Genomic DNA, 24,160 nt, shown 5'->3' on the forward strand with positions numbered 1-24,160 from the left:
TTTGGCCTTGACGTGATATTTCACGGCATGCAGTTTAATAGCAGGAGTACCGAGCCATATGATCCTTCTACGCGAAAATATCTACGAAAACCTGCGTTCTGATATTTTATCTTGTGAGCTTGCACCGGGAGATGAAATACGGGAGCAGGATCTGGCGGAGCGCTACGCGGTCAGCCGCCAACCGGTGCGGGATGCTCTGCTGCGGCTCGAACGCGAGCATCTCGTCACGGTGCAGCCGCGCCAGGGCTACCGGGTCAACCCGATCTCGCTGTCCGACGCACGCGACCTGCTGCGCTTTCGCCTTGCGCTCGAGCCGGCCTGCGTCGCCGAAGCGATCGAGAGCGCGCCCGACAGCATCCTGAAATCGCTCGATCAATTCCGCCGCTTCTCCGGCAGCCATGAGGACTTCATCGCCTACAATCGCGGCTTCCATTCCGCGCTCGCGCACGCATCGGGCAACCGCCGCATGGCGGCGACCCTCTGCGACCTGATCGGCCAGGCTGACCGGCTGGTGCGGGTCAGCGTCTCCAACCTGAAAGGCCACGATCCGGCGAAGCTCGTGGCCGAACACGTCGCCCTGATCGACGCCATGCAGCAGCGCGAGGGGCGCACCGCAGCCCGCATCATCAAGGCTCACATCGCGGCGACCGAAAAGCGCGTGCTGCCGGCACTCAAGCGCAATGCCGTCATCGTCGAAGAGAGGTCATCATGAACATTTCGTCGAAGCCCGCGACGATCGACGTCGAGATTCACGGCAACTTCATCGACGGACGCGAGGTCGAGGCCGGCAATGGCGAGATGCTTGACGTTCGCAATCCCGCGACCGGCGACGTCATCGCCCGGATCCCGAATTCGACCGCAGCGGATATCGACCGCGCGATGAAGAGCGCGCGCGCGGCGTTCGAAGGCAAGGCGTGGGGCGGGATGGATACCAGGTCGCGCGCGAGGCTCGTCAACAGGCTCGCTGACGCGTTCGAGGCCAATCTTGACACCCTGTACCGGCTGGAGACGTTGAACAATGGCCGCCCCGTCAACGAGACCCGCGCGCAGTTGTCGCGGCTGCCGGATTTCTTCCGCTATTTCGCCGGGCTTGCGCTATCTCGCCGCGATTCCGTGATCCCGGTCGAAGGCGCCTATCTGAACTACACGCTGCGCACGCCGATCGGAATCGTCGCCAACTGCACGCCGTTCAATCACCCGCTGATGATCCTGTGCAAGTCGCTTGCCGTGGTACTGGCAACCGGCTGCGTCACCGTGGTCAAGCCGTCGGAATACACGCCGCTGACGACGCTGAAGCTCGCCCAGATATTCAGCGAGGCTGGCCTTCCCCCCGGCGTGTTCAACATCGTGCTCGGGCTCGGCCAGAGCGCGGGCAGGATGCTGGCCGAGCACAGCGACATCAACAAGCTCGTGCTGACCGGCGGCACCGAGGCGGGCCGCATCGCGGGCAGCGCCGCGGCAAAGGTGTTCGCGCACCAGACCATGGAGCTCGGAGGCAAGACGCCGGTGATGATCTTCGACGATTTCGACGTCGACCGCGCCGTCAACTATGCCGCCTTCGGCGCCTTCATCGGCGCTGGACAGACCTGCGTCTGCGCGTCGCGCCACATTGTGCAGGCCTCGATCTACGACGAGTTCGTCGAAAAGCTGCAAGCCAAGACCCGCAGCATCCGGATCGGCGATCCCTTCGATCCGAACACCCAGCTTGGGCCCGTGATCTCGGCGCGTCAGCGCGACCGCGTGCTGACCTACGCGCGCTATGGCCATGAAGACGGTGCGCGGCTCCTCACTGGCGGCGTGGCCGCGAGGGTAGCGGGTCACGACAACGGCTATTTCGTCGAGCCGACGGTGTTCGCCGACGTCAGGTCCGACATGCGGATTTTCCAGGAGGAGGTATTCGGTCCCTTCACCTCGGTCACGCCGTTCAAGGACGAGGCCGACGCGCTGCGGCTCGCCAACGACTCGCCCTTCGGCCTCGCCGCCGCCATTCGCACCCGCGACGTCGCGCGCGCCCATCGCGTCGCCGCCGCGGTCAAGGCGGGCATCGTCTGGATCAACGACCACCACCGGCTCGATCCGGCCTCGCCCTGGGGCGGCGTCGACGATTCCGGCATCGGCCGCGAGTGCGGTACCGAAAGCTTCGACGACCATTTCAACACCAAGAGCGTGATGGTGGCGACCCACGAACAGCCGTTCGACTGGTACCGCGACACGGCCAGCCAGCGCCGGTTGAACTAACTACAGTCAGGAGCGGCAAACCGCCCGGAGATGGCGGGCCGCAGCGCGAGGAAACAGTCAAGGGGAGAGCGTATATGTCGACATCGGTCAATGCGGGGAGCCGTCTCGATCGGCTGCCGATCGGACCATTCCACCGCCGCATCATGATCCTGATCGGGATCGGGATGTTCTTCGACGGTTTCGACATCTATATCGCCGGCACCGTGCTCGGCGTGACGCTGAAGACCGGGTTCTCGACGCTTGCCCAGAACGCGGCGTTCATCTCGGCAACCTTCGTCGGCATGATGCTCGGCTCCTTCGGCACCGGGTTTCTCGGCGACCGCTACGGCCGGCGCTTCACCTATCAGTTCAATCTGCTGCTTTTCGGCATCGCTTCCCTGGCGGCGGCGTTTGCGCCGAACATGGCTTTCCTGATCGCCTGCCGCTTCGTGATGGGGGTCGGTCTCGGCGCCGAGAACGTCGTCGGCTACTCCACCATGACCGAGTTCGTGCCGGCCCGAAGCCGCGGCAAGTGGCTCGGCTTCACCGCCGTCTGCGTCGTGACCGGGCTGCCCATCGCGCTTTTGGTCGCCTCCGTCGTCGTCCCACAGTTCGGCTGGCGCGCGATGTTCGTGCTCGGCGGCGTCGGCGCCCTGATCGTCTGGTACCTGCGCAAATCGCTGCCGGAATCGCCGCGCTGGCTGGAGGCGGTGGGACGCACCGCCGAGGCCGAGGCGCTGATGCAGGCGATCGAAAAGGAAGCGGCTCAGGGCCGACCATTGCCTGCTCCCGCGGCGGCAACGCCGGTGCCGGTATCACCCGATCTTGCGACGCTGTTCACCGCGCCGCTGCTGTCACGCATGATCGTCGGCGCTGTCTGCCTGATCACCATCAATACGCTGCTCTACGGCTTCGTGACCTGGCTGCCGGTGTTCTTCATCAAGCAGGGCCTCTCGATCGCGACCTCGTTCGGCTACTCGTTGCTGATGGCGCTCGGCGCGCCGATCGGATCGGCGATCGGCGCCCTGACCGCCGACCGCTGGGGCCGCAAGCCCACGATCATCGGCGCATCGCTGATCTCGATCATCCTCGGCGCCATCTACCCGATGATCTCGGATCCGTTGTTGCTGCCGGCCACAGGCTTCGCGCTGACGGTACCGATCTATGTCCTGGTCGCGCTCTTGTTCGGCATCTACATCCCCGAACTGTTCCCGACCGAGGTGCGGCTGCGGGCGTCCGGCATCGTCAACACGCTCGGCCGCGGCGCCACCATCGTGACGCCGTTCCTGGTCGTGATGCTGTTCGAAGCGCGCGGTGTCGCCGGCGTGATGGCCCTGATGATCGGGCTGCTCATCGTGCAGATCATCACGGTCTGGGCGCTCGGCATCGAGCCACGGCACCGCAGCCTCGAGGAGCTCAAGGGCGAGGAGGCGCCGTCCGCGGTCCCGCAAGAAGCGTCGTGAGCCGCCACAGTCCCACCGGCTGCTCGTCACGCATTCCAGCGCGCGCCGGAATGCGCGACCGAGACTTGGGCGACGACGCCACGTAATCCGCCCCTACTGCTTGATCTCCACCGTCTGGCGCTTGCCGGCTGCGATCGAGAACGGCTTCTCGGCCTTCTGGCCGTCGGCATAGGTGGCGACCGCGACGTAGTCGCCGGCGTTGAGCGCGACGTTGTAGGTCGCATCGTAGTTGACCGCGACGTGCTTGCGCTCGTCGTTGAGATCGCGCTCGGCGCTGTAGATGTCGACCTGCTGGGCGCCGTCGGTCTTGATCCCGACCACTCCGGCATTGAGATTGACCGTAACGCGGGTCGGCGCGCCGGACTTCACTTCCGTGCTCGCGGTGCCCCTGGCCTCGCCGACCGTCACCTTCACCTCGTAGCTGCCGCCGGGCAGATCGAACTTCGATTCGGGATCGTATTCCTGCGCGACCTTGTCGCCATCGTCGCCATCGGGTTTCGCAGGCTGGTGGACCGCGACCACGAGGTCCTTCTCGACCTTGGGCCCGCCCTCCGCATAGGTGGTGGTGACGATCAGCTTGCCGACGTCGATCGTCAGCTGCACGTTGCTGGAATCGCCGGCGGCGACCGTGAACGGCTTGCTGGTCTTCGACTGCCCCTTGGTCAGCGTCAGCGTATAGCTGCCCGCGGCGAGCACGAAGCGCGGCACCGCGTCGTATTCCTGCGCAACCACCTTGCCGCCCTTGTCGGCGACCTGCCAGACCACGTCGTCGACCTTGCCCGCACCGCCGGCAACGGCGCCTTCGCTGGTGACGTAGCCGGCATCGAGGATGACGTCGAGCACAGCCGGCTTGCCCTTTTCGACCTTGAGCGGAAACTCACGCTTGAGCTGCCGGTAGCTCACCTCCACGATGTAGTCGCCGGGCGCGATGTTGTCGGCGAACGGCGCACCGTAGAAGGTGTTGACGTGCTCGCCCTTCTCGTCGCCGGCACGCTTGTAGATGCCCCAGTTGACGTCCTCGTCGCTGATCGGATCGAGCCCTTCGGCGAGCCGCGCCACGCCGCGGAGGTTCTTGCCGAGATAGGGATCGGCGGCCGCCGGCTTCGGCGGCGCTTCGCTCGCGACCTTGGCGCCTTGCGTCGCCGCCACCGCCTTGGTCAGCGCGCCGGTCAGGCTCGCGGCGTTGCCGGCATCGAGATAGACGCCGCCGGTCGCCCGCGCGATGCATTGCAGCTGGCTCTTCGCCGCGGGATCGGCGACATCGAGGCCGATCACATGGGCGGTGAAGCCGATGCCGGCCTTCTTCAGTTCGGCCGCCGCCGCGCACGGATCCGGCGCGCAGGTCTCGATGCCGTCGGAAACCAGGATCACATTGGCCTTGTTCTCGGTCGAGTGCAGCGCCTCGGCCGCGGCACGCAGTGAATCCGAGATCGGCGTCTTGCCTTTGGGGTTGATGCCGTCGATCGCGGCCTTGATCCTCGCCGGATCGAACTTGCTGACCGGCACCATCAGCTCGATGTCCTTGCAGTCGCCCTTCGAACGATGACCATAGACCATGACGCCGAGACGATCGGCCGGATTCCATTTCGACAGGATCGCATCGACCGCCTGGCGCGCAGCCGAGATCTTGCTCTGCCCGTCGACCAGGCCCCACATCGAGCCGGAGGCATCGAGCACGAGAATGGTGTCGGTCCCCTGCGCCTGCGCCCTGGCGCCGTGAGGTGACAGCAACGCCAGGCCAAGCGACAGCAGACCGGCAACGAACGAGCGGCGAAAAACCTTAATCACGGATCGATCCTCGATAATGGAGACAATCGGAGGGCGGAGACGACTACGACGGCCGGCGTCCTGACACTTGGACTATCGCGACAAGCGTTTGGACTGACGCGACACGCGGATGACAATTAGATTGTTTTGCGAGATGCGGCCATGACCGCAGATGTGAGCGCCATCACGGATGACGCTCCTTTGCACGCTGCCGTGCATTGGTCAGCGCCCACGGCGCGACAACCGAAACGCTCTCGCGCCCGTACCGGCCTAGACTTTCTCGATAATCGCGGTCTTCACCCGCGCAATTTGCGCCTCGTCACGCTTGTAGAATGTCCACTGCTTGACGCGCTTGGTGGTCACGAGGCCGGCCTGCGCCAGGATCTTCAGATGCTCGCTCACCGTCGGCTGGCTGACCCCGAGCTTCTCGGCGATCAGCACTGCACAGACGCCGTCCTTGACGAGATCCCCATCGACCTGCGGCCGGAAATGCGCTTTCGGACGTTTCAGCCACTCCAGGATCAACAGCCTGCGATCGCTCGCCAGCGCACGCAGGGTGGACTCGACATCATCAGGTGAAGTAGGCATATTGCTAATTAGCTAAATGGCTAAGTAATGTCAATCCGCTGTACCGAGGAGGACACCGTGACCGGGATCACATCGCAAGACATCGAACGATGCGCGGCGTTGATCCGGCCGCACATCAGGCGGACACCGGTGGTCGCGATCGATGGCACCGAATTCGGCCTCACCGCCAATGCGCTGACGCTCAAGCTCGAGCTGTTGCAGCATGCCGGCGCATTCAAGACCCGCGGCGCCTTCGCCAATCTGCTGACCCGCGAGGTGCCGGCGGCCGGCGTCGTTGCGGCATCGGGCGGCAATCATGGCGCGGCCACCGCCTACGCCGCGATGAAGCTCGGCAAGCCGGCGCGCATCTACGTGCCGAGCGTATCGTCGCCGGCCAAGGTGCAGCGCATCCGCGATTACGGCGCCGACCTCGTCATCGAGGGCGACCGTTATGCCGACGCGCTCGCCGCCAGCGAGATCTGGGCGCGGCAAAGCGGCGCAATGCCGGTGCCGGCCTTCGACCAGCGCGAAACCATCATGGGCCAAGCGACGCTCGGCCTCGAGCTCGAACAACAAACGCCCGACATCGACACCGTGCTGGTTGCGGTCGGCGGCGGCGGCCTGATCGCCGGCATCGCCGCCTGGTTCGCCGGCCGCATCAAGGTAGTCGGCGTCGAGCCGGCGGCGGCACCGACGCTAACCCGCGCGCTTGCGGCCGGCCATCCGGTCGATTCCGAGGCCGGCGGCATTGCGGCGGATTCGCTGGCGCCGCGCCGGGTCGGCGACCACGTCTATCCGATTGCGGAAAAATATGTGCGCAGCACGGTGCTGGTGTCCGACGACGCGATTGCCTCGGCACAGGAGACGCTGTGGCGCACGCTGCGCATCGTCGCCGAGCCGGGCGGCGCCGCAGCCTTCTCAGCGCTGCTGTCGGGTGCCTACAAGCCTGAGGCCGGCGAACGCATCGCCGTCGTGATCAGCGGCGGCAACACCGCCGCGGTGGATTTTGGCCACGCGCGCTGATCTTTCCGATGTCATTCCGGGACCGAGCGTCGAGTGGATCGATCGAGGAGCCTCACTCCCACATATCCGGACGAACACGCCCGGCAAGGCCGCAATCGATGACACGATCCTGCGGATCGCGGTCGACGAGCAGCCGCAGCAGGTCCGGCCGCGAGTAGTGGCCGCCGATATCGCACAGAGCCTTGGCGGCGAGTACAATTTCCCGCGATCCGTCGGCGATCAGGATGGTCTCGCCCTGTGCCGGCCCGGCGATGATCTCGCCGCGCGGATCGATGATCACGCTGTCGCCGGTGTACTCGATCGTCGACAGTTCGCGATAGCGTTCGGGCGTCGCCTCGTGCGACCGCATGCCGCCGACGGCGATGACGTAGCAGCCTGCCTGGGAGGCGAACGCGCGTGACAGCAGGAGCTGGCGGGGCCAAAGCGGCGTCGGCGACGGTGGCGCCACCGCTGGCTCTCGTCCCGGCCACGCGGCGACGTGGATTTGCGTTCCCTGCGCGGCAAGCGCATAGCCGGGCAACATGGTGTTGTGCTCCCAGCAATTGAGCCCGCTGATCCTGCCGTACGGCCGCTGATGCACGCGCAGGCCGACCGCGTCGCCGTCGGCCCACACCGAGCGCTCGTTGAAGGTCGGCTTGAGCTTGCGATGGCGGCCGAGAATCCGCCCCTCGCGGCCGATGAACAGCAGCGTGCAATAGACCGTACCCTTGGTGACGGCGTCGCGTTCTGCAACGCCGATCACGACATCGATACCTGCGCTCTCTGCGGCATCGCAGAGCCGATCAGTCGCAGGCGACGGAATCTCGACGGCACTGTCGAGATATTCCGCCATGGCGCGAAAGGTCAGCGGCCCGGTCGGTGCGTGACAAAAGAACGGATAGCCCGGCAACCAGGTCTCGCCGAACGCGGCGATCGTTGCCCCCATGGCGCCGGCCTCGCGGATCAGGCGACAGGCCTTCTCCACCGAAGCCTCGCGATCGAACGGCACCGCAGCGGCCTGGATCGCCGCGAGCCTGAAATGCGTATCGATTGTCATCGCCGGCCGCCGCGTCACTCGACGCCCTTGCGGGCCGCATCCAGCGCGCCCGCAAGCAGCTCCAGCGCCTTGACACGCCGCCGCCGCGCAAGACGCTGCACGCCGACCTCGCGCTCGTGCTCGCCGGCGATGAAGGCCTGGATGTCCGGCAGCGGACGAATGACACCGCGGCTGCCCCATTGGCCGTCGGGTATCTCGGTTGGAAACACCCAGACCTGCGGCGCCACATCCTCGAACGAGCCGCCGGCGGCGCGCACCACTGCGGCCGTCACGTCCTTCACGAGAGCCGCGCGCGACGCTTCGGTGTACTGCCCCTCGGGCACCGTCGGGACGATGCGATACCGCGGCGACGGCGACGGCGCTCCTGCTACATAAACTGCGGCCGGCCGATGCAGGAACACGACGGTGACGCTTTGCGCAACCTTGTTGGCCGGGTCGAAGCCCTCGTGACCGATCAGGATATCGCCGAGCTCCTTGATCAGCCGCGCTTCCGCGTCCGGCTTCAGGGCTCCTTCGGGAATTGTGACGTCGATCATCGGCATTGAGAGACCTCCTGTTGTTGTCAACACGGGGTCTATGCGCCGGGCATCTCCCGCAGCAGTGGCAGTATCGCCATTTTCAGGGCAGATTCGGACACAGGGTCAGGTAGCCGGCGTAACCCGTGCGGCAACACGCGCAAAGCGGCGCTGGTACTCGCGTGGCGAAAGCCCCGTCTCGCGCTTGAACAGGCGGCGAAAGGTCGACAGATCGGTGTAGCCGACGCGCGCGCTGACCGCGTCGAGCTTCAGCCGCCTGGATTCGATCAGGCGCTTGGCCACGTCAACGCGCAGCGCCTGCAGATATTGCAGCGGCGCCTCGCCGACCGCCAGCTTGAAGCGTCGGTTCAGGGTGCGCTCGCTGACCGAAAGGTCGCGGGCCAGCCTCGCGAGGCTGAAGCCCCGTTGCAGCGACTTTTCCATCAAGCTTTGCGCCCGCGCCACCAGCGCATCGGAATGCTGCACGTCGCGCGTGCGGCTGGCATAGGACGCTTGTGAAACGCGATTGCCGTCGATCAGCATCAGCTTGCCAGTTTCGGTCGCCACGTCGATGCCGGCGAACGTCTCGACCAGCCGCAGCGCAAGATTGAGCGACGTGGTCACCGCGCCCGAGCAGATGATCCGGCTCTGCTCGGTGAGGATCTCGGCGACGCGCAGATCGACGTCCGGATAGCGCATCGCAAAAGTCCGGCCCTTCGCCCAATGGGTGGTCGCGACGCGGCCGTCGAGCAGACCGGCTTCGGCGAGGATGAAGCTGCCGGTGCAATAGGATGCGAGCAGGGCGCCGCGCTCATGCTGGCGGCGTAGTGCCGTCAGCAATGGCTCGACCGTATCGAGCCGCTCGAAGAAGCGCTCGATGTCGCCGACGAACGGCCCGGGAACCACCACCGCATCCGCCGAAGATCGCGCGCTGATCTGGCCGTCGACGCTGATGATTTGACCAGAGGCGGTCTGGATCGGCCGGCCACTCAGCGACTCGACGCGCCAGCGCAGCTGCGACGGCTTGCCGTCGCCGCGCCTCGGCCGGCTCGCCACGACCGAATTGGCGGCGGTGAACACGTCGACGATGCCGGCAACGCCCGAAGCCAGGATGCCGTCATAGACCCAAATCCGGATGAGTGGCATGGCCGTGTCCGATCTTGCCCAGGATGGGGCAATCCTGTCATCGCTTGCGTGGGCGGGCAAGCCACATCAAAACTGTCGCTCCGGTATGCCGCGGCTTCTCCGATTGAACTCAAACGTCTCTGGAATACTGGATCACCCGCTTTCGCGGGTGATGACACCGAGGATTTGACGTCTTGAATCGAGAATCATCCCCATCGTCATCCCTGCGAAAGCAGGGACCCATAACCACCGATGGTCATTGTTGCGCGATGCCGGGACGACGCGTTCCTCCCACTACACAAGCCGCGGAGTATGGGTCCCTACTTTCGCAGGGACGACAGCGGTGTTTGTGGGCGCTGTGCCCCCCTCAAATCGCGCGCGCAAATCTGCGAAAGCCCGGTGCGCCGGTCAGGGCCTCGAATGCCGGATCGCGCTTCTCTTCGACGAAGGCGAAGCCGGCCCTGGTGTAGCAGCGTTCGGCGGCGTCGTTGCCGATCAGGAACGAGATCGATGCCCGCGCAAAACCTGCGGCCTTGCCGTCGGCGAGCGCGCGGCCGATCAGGGCCTGCACCAGGCCGCGGCCGTGCTGCGATGCTTGCCGGGCGACATGCTCGATCAGCCAGTCGCCCTCACCGCCTTGCACCCAGCAATTGCGGGCGTAGCCGCCGCGCGCCACGATGGTATCGGCATCCATGCCGAGCTGTGCCGCCACCTCCTCAATCGCCGCGCGGGCCGCAACGACCGTTCCGGATGCCGGCATCGCGCACAGTGCGGCCGCCGGGACACTATCGACCTCGGCGATCAGGAAATGGGCGACGTGGTACCATGACCGCACCCGCGCCACGGCGAGCCGCGTCATGAACGCCAGGCACTCGCCCTCCGGCCGGTCGAGCGCAATGTCGCACCAGCCGCGCGGCAGTGGGCCGCGTTGCGCGGCCAGCACGATACGGGCGATGAAGCTGGCGTCGTCGGATCGTGCGGGACGGATCGAAGATCGTCCCGCGCCGTCCATCTCAGGTGTTCTTCAGCGCGACGCGGAATTCCGCCTCGGTCTTGGCCTTGACCTCGTCGAGCGTGACGCCGTCGGCGAGCTCGATCAGCGCCATGCCGTCCTTGCCGTGCTTGTCGATGGTGAACACCGCCAGATCCGTCACCACCATGTCGACCACGCGCTCGCCGGTCAGCGGCAGGTTGCACTGCTTGAGCAGCTTGGGGCCGTCCTTGGCGGAATGCTCCATCACGACGACGACGCGCTTGACACCGGCGACGAGGTCCATGGCGCCGCCCATGCCCTTGACCATCTTGCCGGGGATCATCCAGTTGGCGAGGTCGCCGTTCTGCGCCACCTGCATGGCACCGAGGATCGACAGGTCGATATGGCCGCCGCGCACCATGCCGAAGGACTCGGCCGAGGAGAAATAGCTGGTCGAGGGCAGCTCGCTCACGGTCTGCTTGCCGGCGTTGATGAGGTCGGCGTCGACCTCGTCCTCATAGGGGAACGGGCCCATGCCGAGCATGCCGTTTTCGCTCTGCAGATTCACGTCCACGCCGTCGGGGATGTAGTTCGAGACCAGCGTCGGAATGCCGATGCCGAGATTGACGTAATAGCCGTCGCGCAGCTCCTTGGCGGCGCGGGCGGCCATCTGTTCACGGGTCCAGGCCATGAGGCTCTCCTGAGGAATTACTTATGGGTTGCGCGTTAAGCGGCGGGCCGCGGACGGGTGTTGCGGAACTCGATCCGCTTCTTGGCCGTGCCGACCTCGATGATGCGCTTGACGAAGATGCCGGGGGTGTGGATGTGGTCCGGGTCGATCTCGCCGGCCGGCACCAGATGCTCGACCTCGGCGACGGTGACCTTCGCGGCGGTCGCCATCATCGGGTTAAAGTTGCGCGCGGTCTTGCGGTAGACCAGGTTGCCGGCGGTGTCGCCCTTCCAGGCGTGCACGATGGCGACGTCGGCGAACAGACCACGCTCCATGATGTACTTCTCGCCGTCGAATTCCTTCACTTCCTTGCCTTCGGCGATCAGCGTGCCGACACCGGTCTTGGTGTAGAAGGCCGGGATGCCGGCGCCGCCGGCGCGGATACGCTCGGCCAGCGTGCCCTGCGGGTTGAACTCGAGCTCGAGCTCGCCGGCGAGATATTGCTGGGCGAACAGCTTGTTCTCGCCGACATAGGACGAGATCATCTTCTTGATCTGGCGCGTCTCCAGGAGCCGGCTCAGGCCGATGCCGTCAACACCGGCGTTGTTGGACACGACCGTCAGGCCCTTGACGCCGGAATCGCGGATCGCGTCCGACAGGGTCTCGGCGATGCCGCAGAGGCCGAAGCCGCCGGACATGATCATGATGCCGTCCTTGAGGAGACCATCGAGTGCCGATTTGGCGTCGGGATAAACTTTGTTCATGCAGCAAATACCTGATGGAGGGCGCGGAACGGCTGTGGCAAAGCGGATTATTAGGCGAAATCTTCGCAATGCGTCAATCACGGCCCCGTGCGGCGACGGGCGGCGGCCTGCGGCGGCAACATGGCCTTGAAAGCGTCAAGAAAACCCTTCAAGTTGCGTGGGTTGGCAGGGGCCTCCGGCGAGAGCCCGCTGTGTTCGACGACGACCCGACAAAACTCAACCCGACCCGGATATGTCATTGACGATGGCCCAAGGAATTAAGCGCCTGGGGATGCCGATCGCGGCGCTTTTCGGCCTGGCGCTCGCCGGGCTGGTCGGAACGTCGTGGTTCCTCAACCGGGACGCGCTGCAGCGCGCGGTGGAAGCGCAGATTCGCGCCGTGACCGGGCTCGAGCTCGTCGTCAACGGGCCGATCGATGTTTCGGTGTTTCCGGGCAGCTACGTCTCCTTTCATAATGTCGGGCTGAAGGGCGCCGATACCACCGACCCGGCCCTGCAGGTCGACGTGCTGACCGCCAATCTGCGCCTGCTGCCGCTGCTGCTGCGGCGGTTCGAGATTGCCGACGTCATGATGCTCCGTCCGCATATCCATGTGGTCCGCGACGGCGCCGGCGAGAGCAACTGGACCCCGTTCGTCGAGACCATCGCCAAGGCGATGACGCCGGGCGCCGAGAACCAGGTGTCGTTCTCCGAAATCCGGATCCAGGACGGCGAGCTGAATTACGAGGACGGCATCAACCGCATCTCCGAAAAGCTCGGCGATATCGACCTGTCGCTGGCCTGGCCGTCGATCTCGCGTTCCTTTGCCGCAACCGGCCAGTTCGACTGGCGCGGCGAGCGCGTCGACGGCTCGATCAGCGCCAGCGATTTCGTCGCGCTGCTGTCGGGCGACCGCTCCGGCCTCAAGGCACGGCTGGCCAGCGCGCCGCTGAAGGTTGCGTTCGACGGAACCGTCGCCAACCGCACCAGCCTGATGATGGAAGGCACCGCCACCATGGACTCCCCGTCGCTGCGCAACGCGCTGCGCTGGATGGGCCAGGCGCCGCCCGGCGGCGGTGGCGGCTTCGGCCGCTTCGCGCTGAAGGCCCGCGCCAATGTGGTCGGCGGCTCGGTCGCGCTCACCAACGTCAATGTCGAGCTCGACGGCAATGTCGCCGAAGGCGTGATGACCTACGCCAATAACGGCCGGCAGTCGCTGCAGGCGACGCTTGCCGCCGGCAATCTCGATTTCACGCCCTACATCTCGACCTTCCGGCTCCTGGCCAGCGGCCAGCGCGACTGGAACCGGCAGCTGTTCGACCTCTCCTCGCTGTCGTCGACTGATCTCGACATGCGTCTGTCGGCGGCCAAGGTGACGGTCGGCCCGTCCAAGCTCGGGCGCACCGCGTTCGGCGCCAACCTGCGCGGCGGCGCGCTGGCGCTCAGCGTCGGCGAGGCGCAGATGTATGGCGGCATCGCCAAGGGGTCGTTTGCGATCGCGCGCTCGGATGCGGTCGCCGACGTCCGGGCGCAATTCCAGTTCACCGATGTCGATCTGCAGGCCTGCGCCAGCGAGCTGTTCGGCATCAACAAGCTCTCCGGCCGCGGCAACCTCAACGTCTCGCTGACCGCCTCCGGCTCGAGCCCGTTCGGACTGGCATCGTCGCTGGACGGCACCGCCACGCTGAACGGGCATGACGGCGCGATCGCGGGCTTCAATGTCGAGCAGCTGTTGAGGCGGCTGGAGAAGCGGCCGCTGTCCGGCGGCGGCAATTTCCGCTCCGGCTCGACGCCCTATGACAATCTCAACGTCTCGGTGAAATTCGCCGACGGTGTCGCGACCGCCGACGACATCCGTGTCGAGAGCCCCACGGCGAAGATCACGCTGACCGGGACCGCCTCGGTGCCGTCGCGCGAATACGATCTCAAGGGCGTCGCCAGCCTGACCTCGGCGGCGGCCGGCGGCAACGCGTTCGACCTGCCTTTCGTGATCCAGGGCCCGTGGGACGATCCGCTGGTCTTCCCCGATCCGGAAAGCCTGATCCGCCGTTCGCCGGCATCCGCGCCGCTGCTCGATGCGGTGAAGGATCGCAAGACGCGCGATGCGGTGCGTTCGGTGATCGAGCGCTTCACTGGCGGTGCGGCACGCCCCGCGGTCGCACCCGATGCTGCCGCCGGCGCGCCCGGCAATGCACCGGCGACAGCGGCCGAGAACGCCAAATCCAACTGACGACGTCGAATTGAAGAAGTCGACCTGACCGAAGTCGAACTGATCGATCCATTCACTTTCCGCATGGATGCACCGGGACTGATCCACGCTCTCGCCGCACACCCCTACAGAAGTCGTCGATCCGGCATCTTTATCGGGTCACGGGCATGCGCTAGTGTTTTCTCCAACCGGTTAAAAAGCCGGCCTCAAGAGGGAGAACAACGTGAGATCCAAGGTTATCGGTGCACTATCAATTGCGGTCGCCGCGGTCGGCCTGCTTGCCGCAACTGCACCCGCTCTGGCCCAGGGCAAGACGATCACCGTCTGGTGGGGCAAGGGGTTTTACAAATCCGAAGACGACGCGCTGCTCGAGACCATCAAGAAATTCGAGGCCAAGACCGGCATCAAGGTCGAACTGTCGCAATACGCGATCCAGGACATGATTCCGAAGACGGTCGCCGCGCTCGATTCCGGCACCGTGCCCGACGTCGCCTATTCCGACACCTATGATGTGCAGGCCCAGGGCAAGTGGGCATTCGAGGGCAAGCTCGAGGATCTGTCCGACATCATGCTGCCGATGAAGGATGCCTTCGCGCCAAACACGCTGGAAGCGGCGCTGCTCTATAACGACGTCACCAAGAAGAAGTCCTATTACGGCTTCCCGCTGAAGCAGCAGAGCATGCACGTCCAGATCTGGGGCGACATGCTGGAGAAGGCCGGCTTCAAGGCCGCCGACATCCCGACCAAGTGGGAGGACTACTGGACGTTCTGGTGCGACAAGGTGCAGCCGGCGATCCGCAAGGCGACCGGCCAGCGCATCTATGGCGTCGGCCAGCCGATGGGCGTGGAATCCACCGACTCCTTCCAGTCGTTCTACACCTTCATGGACGCCTACCACGTCAAGCTGGTCGACGACGACGGCAAGCTCCTGGTCGACGATCCCAAGGTGCGCGACGGCCTGATCCACGCGCTCAAGGACTACACCGACACCTACATCAAGGGCTGCACGCCGCCCTCTTCCACCACCTGGAAGGATCCGGACAACAACGTCGCCTTCCACAACAAGACGATCGTGATGACCCACAATTTCACGATCTCGATCGCGGCGAAGTGGTTCGAGGATTCCACCAATCCGGCGCTGACCGACGCGCAGCGCGCCGCCGGCAAGCAGGCCTATGAGCACGACATCATCACGGCGTCCTTCCCGAAGGCGCCGGACGGCTCGACGATCCGCTACCGCTCCGACGTCAAGACCGGGCTGATCTTCGCCAACGCCAAGAACAAGGCCGAGGGCAAGCAGTTCATCGCGTTCCTGATGCAGGAAGACAACGTCCGGCCCTATATCGAAGGTGCGCTCGGCCGCTGGTTCCCGGTGACCAAGGCCAGCCAGGCCAGCCCGTTCTGGCAGGCCGACCGGCATCGCAAGGCGGTCTGGAATCAGTTCACCGGCGGCACCACGCCGTTCGACTTCACCAAGAACTGGAAGTTCACCATCCTGAACAACGAGAACGTCTGGGCCAAGGCCATGAACCGCGTGGTCAGCGAGAAGGTGCCGGTGGACAAGGCCGTCGACGAACTGATCGCCCGCATCAAGCAGGTCGCGGGGTGATGTAAGCGATGACCAGCGCTGCTGATACTTGCTCCGCGTCGTCCCGGCGAAAGCCGGGACCCATACGCCGCGGCAGCGGTTTTGGAGTAGGCTGGTCGACGGCTTTCGCGCAATATCCGGGACCCGTGGTTATGGGTCCCGGCTTTCGCCGGGACGACGACGTAGCAGCGACCGGCATGTCTTTCCAAGAGTAACCGAATGGCGATCACACTCTCCGCATCCGATGCCCCCTCGCCGCCACTGTCGGCGCGGCTGTCGCCGCCGCAGGTCTGGGGCATCGTGCTGCTCGCGCCCTACCTGCTCGTCTTTCTCGCCTTCGTGGTCTATCCGGTCGGCTACGGCCTGTGGCTGGCGCGCCAGCCAGCGAGCTATGTCGCGCTCTACAATGACCCGATCTTCGCGCGCGCCGCGGTCAACACGCTGATCTTCCTGGTCATCGGCATCAACATCAAGATGCTGATCGCGCTGTTCCTGTCCGGCTTCTTCGCCCAGCAGCGGCCCTGGATCAGGTGGCTGTCCGTGATCTTCATCCTGCCCTGGGCGGTGCCGTCGATTCCGACCATCCTGTCGGTGCGCTTCATGCTCAATCCCGAATGGGGCGTGGTCAACCAGCTGATCTTCAAGTTCACCGGCGACGACGGCCCGAACTGGCTGAACGATCCGGCGGTGGCGCTCGCGATGGCGATCGGCGTCCACATCTGGAAGTCGCTGCCGTTCTGGACGCTGATCCTGCTGACCGGGCGGCTCGCGATTTCGCACGACCTGTACGAGGCCTCCGACGTCGACGGCGCCAATTGGTGGCAGAAATTCCGCTACATCACCTGGCCGTCGATGCAGACGCTCTACATCACCTGCACGCTGCTCTCGATGATCTGGACGCTCGGCGACTTCAACAGCGTCTATCTGCTCACCGGCGGCGGACCCGCCGACCTCACCCACGTGCTCTCGACGCTGGGCATCCGCTATCTCAGGCTCGACCAGCTGTCGCTGGCGATGGCTTCGATCGTCTGCGCGATGCCGTTCGTGCTGCCGCTGGTCTATTTCATGATGAAACGGTTGTCGCGATGAAGCTGCCCACCCTCCGCGAAGTCGGCACCGAAGCCAAGCTGCTGTTGATCGGCATCCCGGTCTTCATCTGGACCATGATTCCGATCTACCACATGTTCGTGTTCGCGATCTCGCCGAAGGAGGACGCGTTCTCGGGCAAGCTGTGGCCGACGCATCCGACGTTCCACAATTTCTCGATCGTGTTCCACCAGCAGCATTACTTCCTGCGCGACTTCTGGATCCAGTTCTGGAATTCGACCGTGATCGCGCTCGCCGTCGGCGCGCTGACGCTGTTCGTTGCCACCGCCGCCGCGTTCTCGATCTCGCGACTGCGGGTGCCGGGCGGTCGCGCTGTGATGAACATGGCGCTGTTCACCTACTTCATCCCGGCGGCGTTCCTCGCCGTGCCGATGTACCGCACCATGGGCACCTATGGCCTCTTGAACAATCACTGGTCGCTGATTCTCGCGATGGTGACGATCGCCGCCCCCTACGCGATCTGGGTGCTGAAGCAGGCCTCCGACAAGCTTCCGGTCGAGCTCGACGAGGCCGCGACGATGGACGGCGCCACCACGCTGCAGCTGTTCCGCCTGGTCTACGTGCCGTTGATGATGCCCTCGCTGGTCGCGGTCGGCACCTATGCGATCCTGCTCGCCTGGAACGAATATCTCTACGCCTTCCTGCTGCTGTCAAAGGACACCGACATCACGCTGCCGGTCGCGCTCGGCAACTTCCTCGCCGCCGACGATTCGCCGTGGGAGCTGTTGATGACCACCGGCTTCATCTACGCGCTGCCGCCGGCCGCAGTCTATTACGCCTTCAAGCGCTACATGGTCGGCGGGCTGACCGCCGGCGCCGTCAAGTCGTGATGGCTCCAAAGCGTTTTCGAGCGAAGTGGACACCGGTTCGCGTGAAGAAAACGCATCAAACAAGAATCTAGAGCGGCGCGGCGCTCTCGCCGCGCGCGTTCGACAGCTTCGAGGCGAAAGACGCCACCACGATGATGACGGCGATCAGCGCGATCGCCAGCGTGCAGATCGCGTTGATCTCGGGCTTCACGCCGAGCCGCACTTCCGAATAGATCCGGATCGGCAGCGTCGCCGAGCCGGGACCGGTGGTGAAGCTCGCGATCACGACGTCGTCGAGCGACAGCGTGAAGGCGAGCATCCACCCCGCCACGATCGCCGGCACGATCAGCGGCAGCGTCACCAAAAGGAACGCGCGCACCGGATCGCAGCCGAGATCCATCGCGGCCTCCTCCAGGCTGCGATCGAGCGCGGACAGGCGCGACTGCACCACGACGGTGACGAAGCACATCGTCAGCGTGGTGTGGGCGATCGTCACCGTCCAGAAGCCGCGCTCGGCGTTCAGCGCCACGAACAGCAGGAGCAGCGACAGGCCGGAGATCACCTCGGGCATGACCAGCGGCGAATACAGCATGCCGGAGAACAGCGCCCGCCCGCGGAACCGCTCGCCCCGCGCCAGTCCGACTGCCGCCAGCGCGCCCAGCAGGGTCGCCAGCGTCGCCGACACCGCAGCGACCGACAGGCTCATCCACGCCGCCTCCAGCATGGCGCGGTCGTTGAAGAACTCGTGGTACCAGCGCAGCGACCAACCGCCCCACACCGTCACCAGCCGCGAGGCGTTGAAGGAATAGATCACCAGGATCACGATCGGCAAATAGAGGAAAGCCAGCCCCGCCGCCAGCGAGGTCATGTTGAAGCGCGTCAGTCTGGTGACGGTGCGCGCCATCAACGGTTTGCCTCAAGCTGACGCCGTTGCAGGCGGTCGTAGAGCACGAGCGGCGGCACCAGCAGGAGCAGCAGCGCAACCGCGGCTGCGGACGCCACCGGCCAGTCCTTGTTGGTGAAGAACTCAAGCCACAGCGTCTGCCCGATCATCAGCGCGTTGGAGCCGGCCAGCAGATCGGGGATCACGAACTCGCCGACGATGGGGATGAAGCAAAGCAGCGCACCGGCGCCGACGCCGGGCAGCGACAGCGGAAACGTCACCAGCCAGAACGCCTGCAGCGGCGAGGCGCCGAGATCGCCGGCGGCTTCCAGCAGCGACGCATCCATCTTCGACAGCGTCGCGTAGAGCGGCAGGATCATGAACGGCAGATAGGAATAGACGATGCCGAGATACATCGCGCTGTCGGTCGACAGCCAGACCACCGGCGCCGACACGATGTGCAGCGCCAGCAGGATCTGGTTGAGCAGGCCGTCATGCTGCAGGATGTTGATCCAGGCATAGATGCGGATCAGGAACGAGGTCCAGAACGGCACGATCACCAGCATCATCGCCACGCCCTGCCAGCGTTGCGGCAGCCGCGCCATGCCATAGGCGATGGGGTAGCCGATCAGAAGCAGGATCAAGGTCGAGGTCACCGCGACGACGAGGCTGCGCAGATAGGACAGGATGTAGAGATTGTCCTGAAGCAGCAGGCGGAAATTGTCGAACGACAACTGCGCGAACGCAGCCGCCAGCGCCGCGCGGCCGGCGGCGAAATCGAACACCGGCGTATAGGGCGGCTGAGCGATCGCGGTCTGCGACAGGCTGATTTTCAGCACGAAGCCGAACGGCACCAGGAAGAACAGCACCATCCAAAGGTAAGGTGCGATCGCGGCAAGCCGCGCCGGCCGGGCGAAGATGCGGCGCGCGCTCATTGCTCCAGCACCAGGCAGTCGTCGGCGGTGAACCACGCCACCACCCGCTGGCCGGCGAGATAGGCATCGACGTCGAGCCGCGCGGTATTGGCCATCGACGCGCGCAGCACCGCGCCGGTCTCCAGCTTCACCCGGTAGCTCGTCACGCCGCCAAGATAGTTGACGTCGGTGACGACGCCCTCCAGCCGGTTGATCGCATGCGTGCCGCCCTCGTCCGTGGCAGGCGCGCGGCGCGACAGCTTCACCTTCTCGGGGCGGATCGCGACGCTGACGACGTCCTTGGTCACCGGCGGCCACAGTTCGCTCACCGCGAGCGTGCCGGCCTCCGTGGTCGCGACCGTCAGGCGGCCGTTCGCGCGGGCGGCGACCTGGCCGTGGAACAGATTGATGTCGCCGACGAACTCGGCGATCCAGCGCGAGGCCGGCGCCTCGTAGAGATTGCGCGGGGTTGCGACCTGGACCAGGCGGCCGGCATCCATCACGCCGATCCGCCCGGCCATCGTCATCGCCTCCTCCTGGTCGTGGGTGACGATGATGAAGGTCATGCCGAGCCGACGCTGCAGCTCCATCAGTTCGCCCTGCGTGCTCTCGCGCAGCTTCTTGTCGAGTGCGGCGAGCGGCTCGTCGAGCAGCAGCACCTGCGGCCGGCGCGCCAGCGAGCGCGCCAGCGCCACGCGCTGCCGCTGTCCGCCGGAAAGCTGGTCCGGCTTGCGCTTCTCGAGCCCCTCGAGCTTGACCAGCGCCACCATCTCCGCGACGCGGGTCGCGATATCCCTGCGCGCCATGCCGGCGCGCTTCAGTCCGAATGCGATGTTGTCGCGCACCGACAGGTGCGGAAACAGCGCGTAGTTCTGGAACATCATGTTGACGGGCCGCTCGTGCGGCAGCACCTGGGCGATGTCGCTGCCGCCGAGCAGGATGCGGCCCTCGTCCGGCGTCTCGAAGCCGGCGAGCATCCGGAGCAGCGTGGTCTTGCCGCAACCACTCGGGCCGAGCAACGCAAAGAACTCACCGGCGCGGATATCGAGCGAGAGCTTGTCGACCGCGCGGAAATTCCCGAACGACTTGGCGACGCCCTCGATCCGCAGCAGCGGCATGTCCGGGACGGCCGGTTCAGGCAACGGCCTTGCCGCCTCCGCACTCGCTTCGCCCGATGTCACGTCAAGAAGCCCCGATTCCCCGCAAGGTCCAATCCTGGCCGCAAGCTAGCGGCGGATCGCCACCGGCTCAACCGCCTCACGGACATCTCCCGCGATATTGTCGGCGTCCGCGCCCCTGCCAGGGCGTGTACTCTTCAACGCCTTGCATCGGCTTTGAGGTACAAACCGGGAGACATTTGTTCAGTCTGAAGCTTGCCGCTTTTGACCCGGAGCGGTCCTGAGCACTTGCAGCTCGGGCGGCATCCCATCGAACGCGCCGCAGAACGAACTTGGACTCTTCCGCCGATATGCTCGCGCTGACATACTCCGAGATGTCCGTTTGACCTTCTCCCCCGACCAACGAGGACGAAAACAGCTACAGTGGAGGGCTCAATGAATACGCGGATCGGAAAATTTATGGAAGGATACAAGCGAGCCTGGGAAGGGCGGGATGATAGCTTGCTCTGCGCACTGTTCGCCCCAGATGGCGTCTATCACAACACGCCGTTTGATGCCCAGATTGGGCGCCTGGAGATTGCGAGGTACTGGGACCGCGTGAAGCTCCAGGACGACATTCGCCTCGACTATAAAATCGTCGCCGAGACAGCCAATGGCGGCGTTGCCACATGGAGCGTCACATACAAAGTTACCTCGGAAAAGATGTTCGAGATGTGGGCCAAGTCCGCTGGAACTGGTATGATCAACCGCCGGCCAGGTGACCCGCTACCGCGCTTGAGGCTCGAAGGCATCGCGGTCGTCGAACTCGGACCGGACGATTTGTGCCGCCATTTTCGGATCTGGTGGCATTCCCAGGTAGCTAAGACGGACTCGACTTGAAGGAACCGACTCTTCGAAGTCCACAGCGGTAATGTCAGCGGGGAGTGCCGAACGATGTCCAATATCTCGCGTCGGGACGTGACACTTGGCGCAGCCGGTGCTTATGCCGCGTTTGGACTCGACAAGCCGATCACGTTCGTCGGCGCGGCTCACGCTCAACTGCCCGTCACTCAACCTTTCCGCAAATACAAGGTCGGCGACATTGAAATCTTCTCTCTGATCGATGGCATGCGTGACGTTCCGCTGCGGGAGGGCATGGTCAGGAATGTCAGTGTCGAACAGGTCAAGACCGTGTTGCGTGCTGCCGGTTTTCCCGACAATCAGGCGCCTCTGCGGTTTATCGTCATGGCGCTCAAGCTGCGCGATCAAGTGGTCCTCATCGACTCGGGTACGGGCGGTCATCCGATTTATGGTGAGGGGAACGGCCGGTTATTCGAGAGCATGGCGGCCGCGGGCCTTGACCCCAAGGCAGTCAAGACGATTCTCATCTCCCATCTCCACGGCGACCACATTTATGGCCTCATGAACAATGAGAGCGATGCGCAGGTCTTTCCGGATGCCGACATCGTGGTGCCCGCCGCGGAATTGAAATGGTGGACGCGCCCGGGGGTCGAATCGATCGATCTCGGACCGACGCGCAAAGGCCTAGCCCAACGAATTCGGACCACGGTGGCGACCTGGAAAAACGTCAGGACCTTTGAGGGAGAACCAGAACTCCTGCCCGGTGTGCACGCCGTTCAGGCACCCGGCCATAGCCCGGGAATGGTCGCGCATCTGGTCACCTCCGGCGGCGAGCAGTTCCTGATCAGCGCTGACGTGGTCAATCTTGCGCCACACATTTCAACAAATCCCGAGTGGCAGCTCGCTATCGACCAGGATCCGCAAATGGCTGTCGAAACGCGAAGGAAGATCTTCGATCGCGCAGTCGCCGACAAGCTCACCATTTCGGGGACTCACTGGTTGATGCCGAACGTCGGCACGCTGGCCAGGGATGGCAGCAGGTACGTATTCGTAGCCGAGGGGTAATATTCCCGCGACTCTATCTGTTGGCAATTGGAACACGACTGCTGCTCGTAGCGGAGAATCGGTTGGCATCTGAGTCAGCTCTTGGCCCAACTCGGACCTCCGGCGACGTCTGCTCTTGCGATGCTGTTACGGACTAAGCAGACGTAGAAGGGGCTCGTTGCCTTTATGAGTACATGCCCTAGACTTCGCAGTCGAACTCGGGAGGACAACCGATGATTTGCGACCGCTACGGCCTGCCGCTGACCACCGATTCGGACCGTGCCGCCGCCTATTATGTCGACGGCGTCGATCGGATGCTGGCGGCATTGCACGGCGCCGATGCGGCGTTCGAGGCGGCGATCGCCGAGGACCCGGATTTCGCGCTGGCCCACCTCGGCCGCGCCCGCGTCCATCAGCTCAACATGGAAGGCGCCGCGGCCCGCGCCAAGGCCGGCGATGCGCGGCAGCTCGCGGCGGCCGCGACCCCGCGCGAGCGTCAGCACATCGAGATCATCGCATCGGTGATCGAGGGCCAGGGCAAGAAGGCGATGACCGCGGCCGAACAGCATCTTTCCGAATATCCGCGCGATGCGCAGATACTCTCGCTGTTGCTCGGGGCCTTCGGCCTCTACGCCTTCTCCGGCCGGTCCGACCATGACGCAGCACGGCTCGCGATCTCCGAACGCTACGCCAGCGACTATGGCGACGACTGGTGGTTCCTGACCTATCTCGGCTGGTCGAAGACCGAGGCCGGCGACCTCGTCTCGGGTCGCGCCATTACCGAGCGGGGCTATGCGCTGAAGCCGGAAAACGCCGGCGCCGCGCACGCGCTGGCGCATGCGCTGTTCGAGCAGGGCGACGCGGCGGAAGGCCGTAGCTTTCTCTCCGCCTGGCTGCCGGCGAACGATCGCACCAGCTTCCTGCAGGGACATCTCGCCTGGCACCTCGCCCTGATCGCGATCGAGGAAGGCGACGCCGACGGCGCGCTCGCCATCTACGAGCAGCACATCAAGCCGGCGGGCCGGCCCTACCCGCCGCTCAATATCTACACCGACACGGCTTCGCTGCTGTGGCGGCTCATGGTCGCCGGCAAGACCGACCTCGAAGCGCACTGGAAGGACGTCGCCGCCTATGGCGACGGCTATTTCCCGAAAGCCGGCGCGCATTTCGCCGATGTGCATCACGCCTTGGTCGCAGCCACGACCAACAACGATGCGCTCAAGGCGCGGCTCGCCGAGATGGCGGCACGCGATGCCGACGGCAAACTGGCGCCCGGCCCTGCTGCGATCGGGCTCGGCCGCGGCATTGCCGCCTTCGCGGCGGGTGACCATGACGACGCCGTGCGCATCCTGGCGCCGCTGATGCCCGAGCTGGTGCGGATCGGCGGCAGCCATGCCCAACGCGAATTGTGGGAGGACACCTTCATCGTCGCATGCCTGCGCGCCGGCCAGGGCCGGCAGGCAACGAACCTGATCGCAGACCGACTGCATCGCCGCCCATCCAAGCGCGACCTCGCCTGGTCGCAGGAGGCGGCGCGGCAATAGCCGAC

General features: G+C 65.1%; 22 protein-coding genes. 11 read left to right on the plus strand and 11 right to left on the minus strand.

Going from position 1 to position 24,160, the window contains the following annotated elements; all coding sequences use genetic code 11:
• Positions 1 to 58: 58 nt before the first annotated feature.
• From CK489_RS00570 to CK489_RS00580, 3 genes are all read left to right on the plus strand, one after another.
• Complete coding sequence (locus tag CK489_RS00570) at positions 59 to 712, plus strand: GntR family transcriptional regulator (RefSeq protein ID WP_095730924.1); 654 nt, start codon at positions 59 to 61, stop codon at positions 710 to 712.
• Positions 709 to 2,238: an aldehyde dehydrogenase gene (locus tag CK489_RS00575; protein ID WP_095730925.1), complete on the plus strand. Its 1,530-nt coding sequence runs from the start codon at positions 709 to 711 to the stop codon at positions 2,236 to 2,238. Before CK489_RS00570 ends, CK489_RS00575 begins: the two co-directional genes overlap by 4 nt.
• Positions 2,239 to 2,312: 74 nt before the next feature.
• Positions 2,313 to 3,680, plus strand: a complete 1,368-nt coding sequence (locus CK489_RS00580) for an MFS transporter (protein WP_198960793.1) — start codon at positions 2,313 to 2,315, stop codon at positions 3,678 to 3,680.
• 93 nt (positions 3,681 to 3,773) lie between these two features.
• Here the strand turns inward: CK489_RS00580 and CK489_RS00585 are convergent, their stop codons facing one another.
• Both CK489_RS00585 and CK489_RS00590 read right to left on the minus strand, forming a co-directional pair.
• On the minus strand, positions 3,774 to 5,468 hold the full coding sequence (locus tag CK489_RS00585) for a vWA domain-containing protein (protein WP_095730927.1): 1,695 nt from the start codon (positions 5,466 to 5,468) through the stop codon (positions 3,774 to 3,776).
• Positions 5,469 to 5,717: 249 nt separating this feature from the next.
• Positions 5,718 to 6,035, minus strand: coding sequence for an ArsR/SmtB family transcription factor (locus CK489_RS00590; RefSeq protein ID WP_095730928.1), 318 nt, complete (start codon positions 6,033 to 6,035; stop codon positions 5,718 to 5,720).
• A 27-nt stretch (positions 6,036 to 6,062) separates the two neighbouring features.
• On the opposite strand from CK489_RS00590, the gene CK489_RS00595 reads away from it, so the two are divergent.
• Positions 6,063 to 7,037: a threonine/serine dehydratase gene (locus CK489_RS00595; RefSeq protein WP_095730929.1), complete on the plus strand. Its 975-nt coding sequence runs from the start codon at positions 6,063 to 6,065 to the stop codon at positions 7,035 to 7,037.
• Positions 7,038 to 7,089: 52 nt separating this feature from the next.
• Here CK489_RS00595 and CK489_RS00600 read toward each other — a convergent pair whose 3' ends face one another.
• The 6 genes from CK489_RS00600 to CK489_RS00625 form a co-directional block, all read right to left on the minus strand.
• Positions 7,090 to 8,073, minus strand: a complete 984-nt coding sequence (locus tag CK489_RS00600) for a carbon-nitrogen hydrolase family protein (protein WP_095731172.1) — start codon at positions 8,071 to 8,073, stop codon at positions 7,090 to 7,092.
• A 14-nt stretch (positions 8,074 to 8,087) separates the two neighbouring features.
• Positions 8,088 to 8,615, minus strand: a complete 528-nt coding sequence (locus tag CK489_RS00605) for a tautomerase family protein (protein WP_095730930.1) — start codon at positions 8,613 to 8,615, stop codon at positions 8,088 to 8,090.
• 99 nt (positions 8,616 to 8,714) lie between these two features.
• Entirely contained in the window at positions 8,715 to 9,734 is a 1,020-nt protein-coding gene (locus CK489_RS00610; RefSeq protein WP_095730931.1) for a GlxA family transcriptional regulator, read from the minus strand.
• 346 nt (positions 9,735 to 10,080) lie between these two features.
• On the minus strand, positions 10,081 to 10,725 hold the full coding sequence (locus CK489_RS00615; protein WP_050626013.1) for a GNAT family N-acetyltransferase: 645 nt from the start codon (positions 10,723 to 10,725) through the stop codon (positions 10,081 to 10,083).
• A 1-nt stretch (position 10,726) separates the two neighbouring features.
• Positions 10,727 to 11,377 carry a 3-oxoacid CoA-transferase subunit B gene (locus CK489_RS00620; protein WP_021078521.1) on the minus strand — a complete coding sequence of 217 codons (651 nt, stop codon included), beginning with the start codon at positions 11,375 to 11,377 and terminating at the stop codon, positions 10,727 to 10,729.
• Between the two features lie 35 nt (positions 11,378 to 11,412).
• Positions 11,413 to 12,120 carry a CoA transferase subunit A gene (locus CK489_RS00625; RefSeq protein WP_076861290.1) on the minus strand — a complete coding sequence of 236 codons (708 nt, stop codon included), beginning with the start codon at positions 12,118 to 12,120 and terminating at the stop codon, positions 11,413 to 11,415.
• A gap of 244 nt (positions 12,121 to 12,364) precedes the next feature.
• Here CK489_RS00625 and CK489_RS00630 point away from each other — a divergent pair, with 244 nt between their 5' ends.
• From CK489_RS00630 to CK489_RS00645, 4 genes are all read left to right on the plus strand, one after another.
• A complete protein-coding gene (locus CK489_RS00630) occupies positions 12,365 to 14,329 on the plus strand; it encodes an AsmA family protein (RefSeq protein ID WP_245350208.1) in 1,965 nt (654 codons plus the stop codon).
• Positions 14,330 to 14,531: 202 nt separating this feature from the next.
• Positions 14,532 to 15,917 carry an ABC transporter substrate-binding protein gene (locus CK489_RS00635; RefSeq protein ID WP_050626014.1) on the plus strand — a complete coding sequence of 462 codons (1,386 nt, stop codon included), beginning with the start codon at positions 14,532 to 14,534 and terminating at the stop codon, positions 15,915 to 15,917.
• A 198-nt stretch (positions 15,918 to 16,115) separates the two neighbouring features.
• The gene (locus CK489_RS00640) at positions 16,116 to 16,985 is read left to right on the plus strand and encodes a carbohydrate ABC transporter permease (protein WP_050422655.1); all 870 of its coding nucleotides are present in this window, start codon (positions 16,116 to 16,118) and stop codon (positions 16,983 to 16,985) included.
• A complete protein-coding gene (locus tag CK489_RS00645; RefSeq protein ID WP_050626015.1) occupies positions 16,982 to 17,833 on the plus strand; it encodes a carbohydrate ABC transporter permease in 852 nt (283 codons plus the stop codon). The genes CK489_RS00640 and CK489_RS00645 overlap by 4 nt, the downstream gene beginning before the upstream one ends.
• A gap of 67 nt (positions 17,834 to 17,900) precedes the next feature.
• Here CK489_RS00645 and CK489_RS00650 read toward each other — a convergent pair whose 3' ends face one another.
• Genes CK489_RS00650 through CK489_RS00660 form a run of 3 tightly spaced genes read right to left on the minus strand, consistent with a single transcriptional unit; the run spans position 17,901 to position 20,727 of the window.
• Positions 17,901 to 18,716, minus strand: a complete 816-nt coding sequence (locus CK489_RS00650) for an ABC transporter permease (RefSeq protein WP_095730933.1) — start codon at positions 18,714 to 18,716, stop codon at positions 17,901 to 17,903.
• The gene (locus CK489_RS00655) at positions 18,716 to 19,630 is read right to left on the minus strand and encodes an ABC transporter permease (protein WP_095730934.1); all 915 of its coding nucleotides are present in this window, start codon (positions 19,628 to 19,630) and stop codon (positions 18,716 to 18,718) included. The genes CK489_RS00650 and CK489_RS00655 overlap by 1 nt, the downstream gene beginning before the upstream one ends.
• Positions 19,627 to 20,727: an ABC transporter ATP-binding protein gene (locus CK489_RS00660; protein ID WP_245350229.1), complete on the minus strand. Its 1,101-nt coding sequence runs from the start codon at positions 20,725 to 20,727 to the stop codon at positions 19,627 to 19,629. Before CK489_RS00660 ends, CK489_RS00655 begins: the two co-directional genes overlap by 4 nt.
• Positions 20,728 to 21,162: 435 nt before the next feature.
• On the opposite strand from CK489_RS00660, the gene CK489_RS00665 reads away from it, so the two are divergent.
• From CK489_RS00665 to CK489_RS00675, 3 genes are all read left to right on the plus strand, one after another.
• A complete protein-coding gene (locus CK489_RS00665) occupies positions 21,163 to 21,606 on the plus strand; it encodes a nuclear transport factor 2 family protein (RefSeq protein WP_198960794.1) in 444 nt (147 codons plus the stop codon).
• A 54-nt stretch (positions 21,607 to 21,660) separates the two neighbouring features.
• The gene (locus CK489_RS00670) at positions 21,661 to 22,632 is read left to right on the plus strand and encodes an MBL fold metallo-hydrolase (protein ID WP_095730937.1); all 972 of its coding nucleotides are present in this window, start codon (positions 21,661 to 21,663) and stop codon (positions 22,630 to 22,632) included.
• Between the two features lie 293 nt (positions 22,633 to 22,925).
• Positions 22,926 to 24,155: a tetratricopeptide repeat protein gene (locus CK489_RS00675; protein ID WP_095731173.1), complete on the plus strand. Its 1,230-nt coding sequence runs from the start codon at positions 22,926 to 22,928 to the stop codon at positions 24,153 to 24,155.
• The last annotated feature ends 5 nt before the right edge of the window (positions 24,156 to 24,160 follow it).

Origin of the sequence: Bradyrhizobium sp. UFLA03-84 (genome assembly GCF_002289535.1) — a bacterium.
In the GTDB taxonomy this organism is placed as follows: Bacteria; Pseudomonadota; Alphaproteobacteria; order Rhizobiales; family Xanthobacteraceae; genus Bradyrhizobium; species Bradyrhizobium viridifuturi.

What these genes read in the sequence shown, in the direction of transcription:
- CK489_RS00660 (WP_245350229.1), bottom strand. Translation starts at nt 20,727, where the DNA reads ATGCCGCTGCTGCGGATCGAGGGCGTCGCCAAGTCGTTCGGGAATTTC.
- CK489_RS00670 (WP_095730937.1), top strand. Translation starts at nt 21,661, where the DNA reads ATGTCCAATATCTCGCGTCGGGACGTGACACTTGGCGCAGCCGGTGCT.
- CK489_RS00645 (WP_050626015.1), top strand. Translation starts at nt 16,982, where the DNA reads ATGAAGCTGCCCACCCTCCGCGAAGTCGGCACCGAAGCCAAGCTGCTG.
- CK489_RS00655 (WP_095730934.1), bottom strand. Translation starts at nt 19,630, where the DNA reads ATGAGCGCGCGCCGCATCTTCGCCCGGCCGGCGCGGCTTGCCGCGATC.
- CK489_RS00625 (WP_076861290.1), bottom strand. Translation starts at nt 12,120, where the DNA reads ATGAACAAAGTTTATCCCGACGCCAAATCGGCACTCGATGGTCTCCTC.
- CK489_RS00575 (WP_095730925.1), top strand. Translation starts at nt 709, where the DNA reads ATGAACATTTCGTCGAAGCCCGCGACGATCGACGTCGAGATTCACGGC.
- CK489_RS00605 (WP_095730930.1), bottom strand. Translation starts at nt 8,615, where the DNA reads ATGCCGATGATCGACGTCACAATTCCCGAAGGAGCCCTGAAGCCGGAC.
- CK489_RS00620 (WP_021078521.1), bottom strand. Translation starts at nt 11,377, where the DNA reads ATGGCCTGGACCCGTGAACAGATGGCCGCCCGCGCCGCCAAGGAGCTG.
- CK489_RS00675 (WP_095731173.1), top strand. Translation starts at nt 22,926, where the DNA reads ATGCTGGCGGCATTGCACGGCGCCGATGCGGCGTTCGAGGCGGCGATC.
- CK489_RS00650 (WP_095730933.1), bottom strand. Translation starts at nt 18,716, where the DNA reads ATGGCGCGCACCGTCACCAGACTGACGCGCTTCAACATGACCTCGCTG.
- CK489_RS00630 (WP_245350208.1), top strand. Translation starts at nt 12,365, where the DNA reads ATGGCCCAAGGAATTAAGCGCCTGGGGATGCCGATCGCGGCGCTTTTC.
- CK489_RS00615 (WP_050626013.1), bottom strand. Translation starts at nt 10,725, where the DNA reads ATGGACGGCGCGGGACGATCTTCGATCCGTCCCGCACGATCCGACGAC.
- CK489_RS00610 (WP_095730931.1), bottom strand. Translation starts at nt 9,734, where the DNA reads ATGCCACTCATCCGGATTTGGGTCTATGACGGCATCCTGGCTTCGGGC.
- CK489_RS00640 (WP_050422655.1), top strand. Translation starts at nt 16,116, where the DNA reads ATGGCGATCACACTCTCCGCATCCGATGCCCCCTCGCCGCCACTGTCG.
- CK489_RS00665 (WP_198960794.1), top strand. Translation starts at nt 21,163, where the DNA reads ATGAATACGCGGATCGGAAAATTTATGGAAGGATACAAGCGAGCCTGG.
- CK489_RS00600 (WP_095731172.1), bottom strand. Translation starts at nt 8,073, where the DNA reads ATGACAATCGATACGCATTTCAGGCTCGCGGCGATCCAGGCCGCTGCG.
- CK489_RS00570 (WP_095730924.1), top strand. Translation starts at nt 59, where the DNA reads ATGATCCTTCTACGCGAAAATATCTACGAAAACCTGCGTTCTGATATT.
- CK489_RS00595 (WP_095730929.1), top strand. Translation starts at nt 6,063, where the DNA reads ATGTCAATCCGCTGTACCGAGGAGGACACCGTGACCGGGATCACATCG.
- CK489_RS00590 (WP_095730928.1), bottom strand. Translation starts at nt 6,035, where the DNA reads ATGCCTACTTCACCTGATGATGTCGAGTCCACCCTGCGTGCGCTGGCG.
- CK489_RS00580 (WP_198960793.1), top strand. Translation starts at nt 2,313, where the DNA reads ATGTCGACATCGGTCAATGCGGGGAGCCGTCTCGATCGGCTGCCGATC.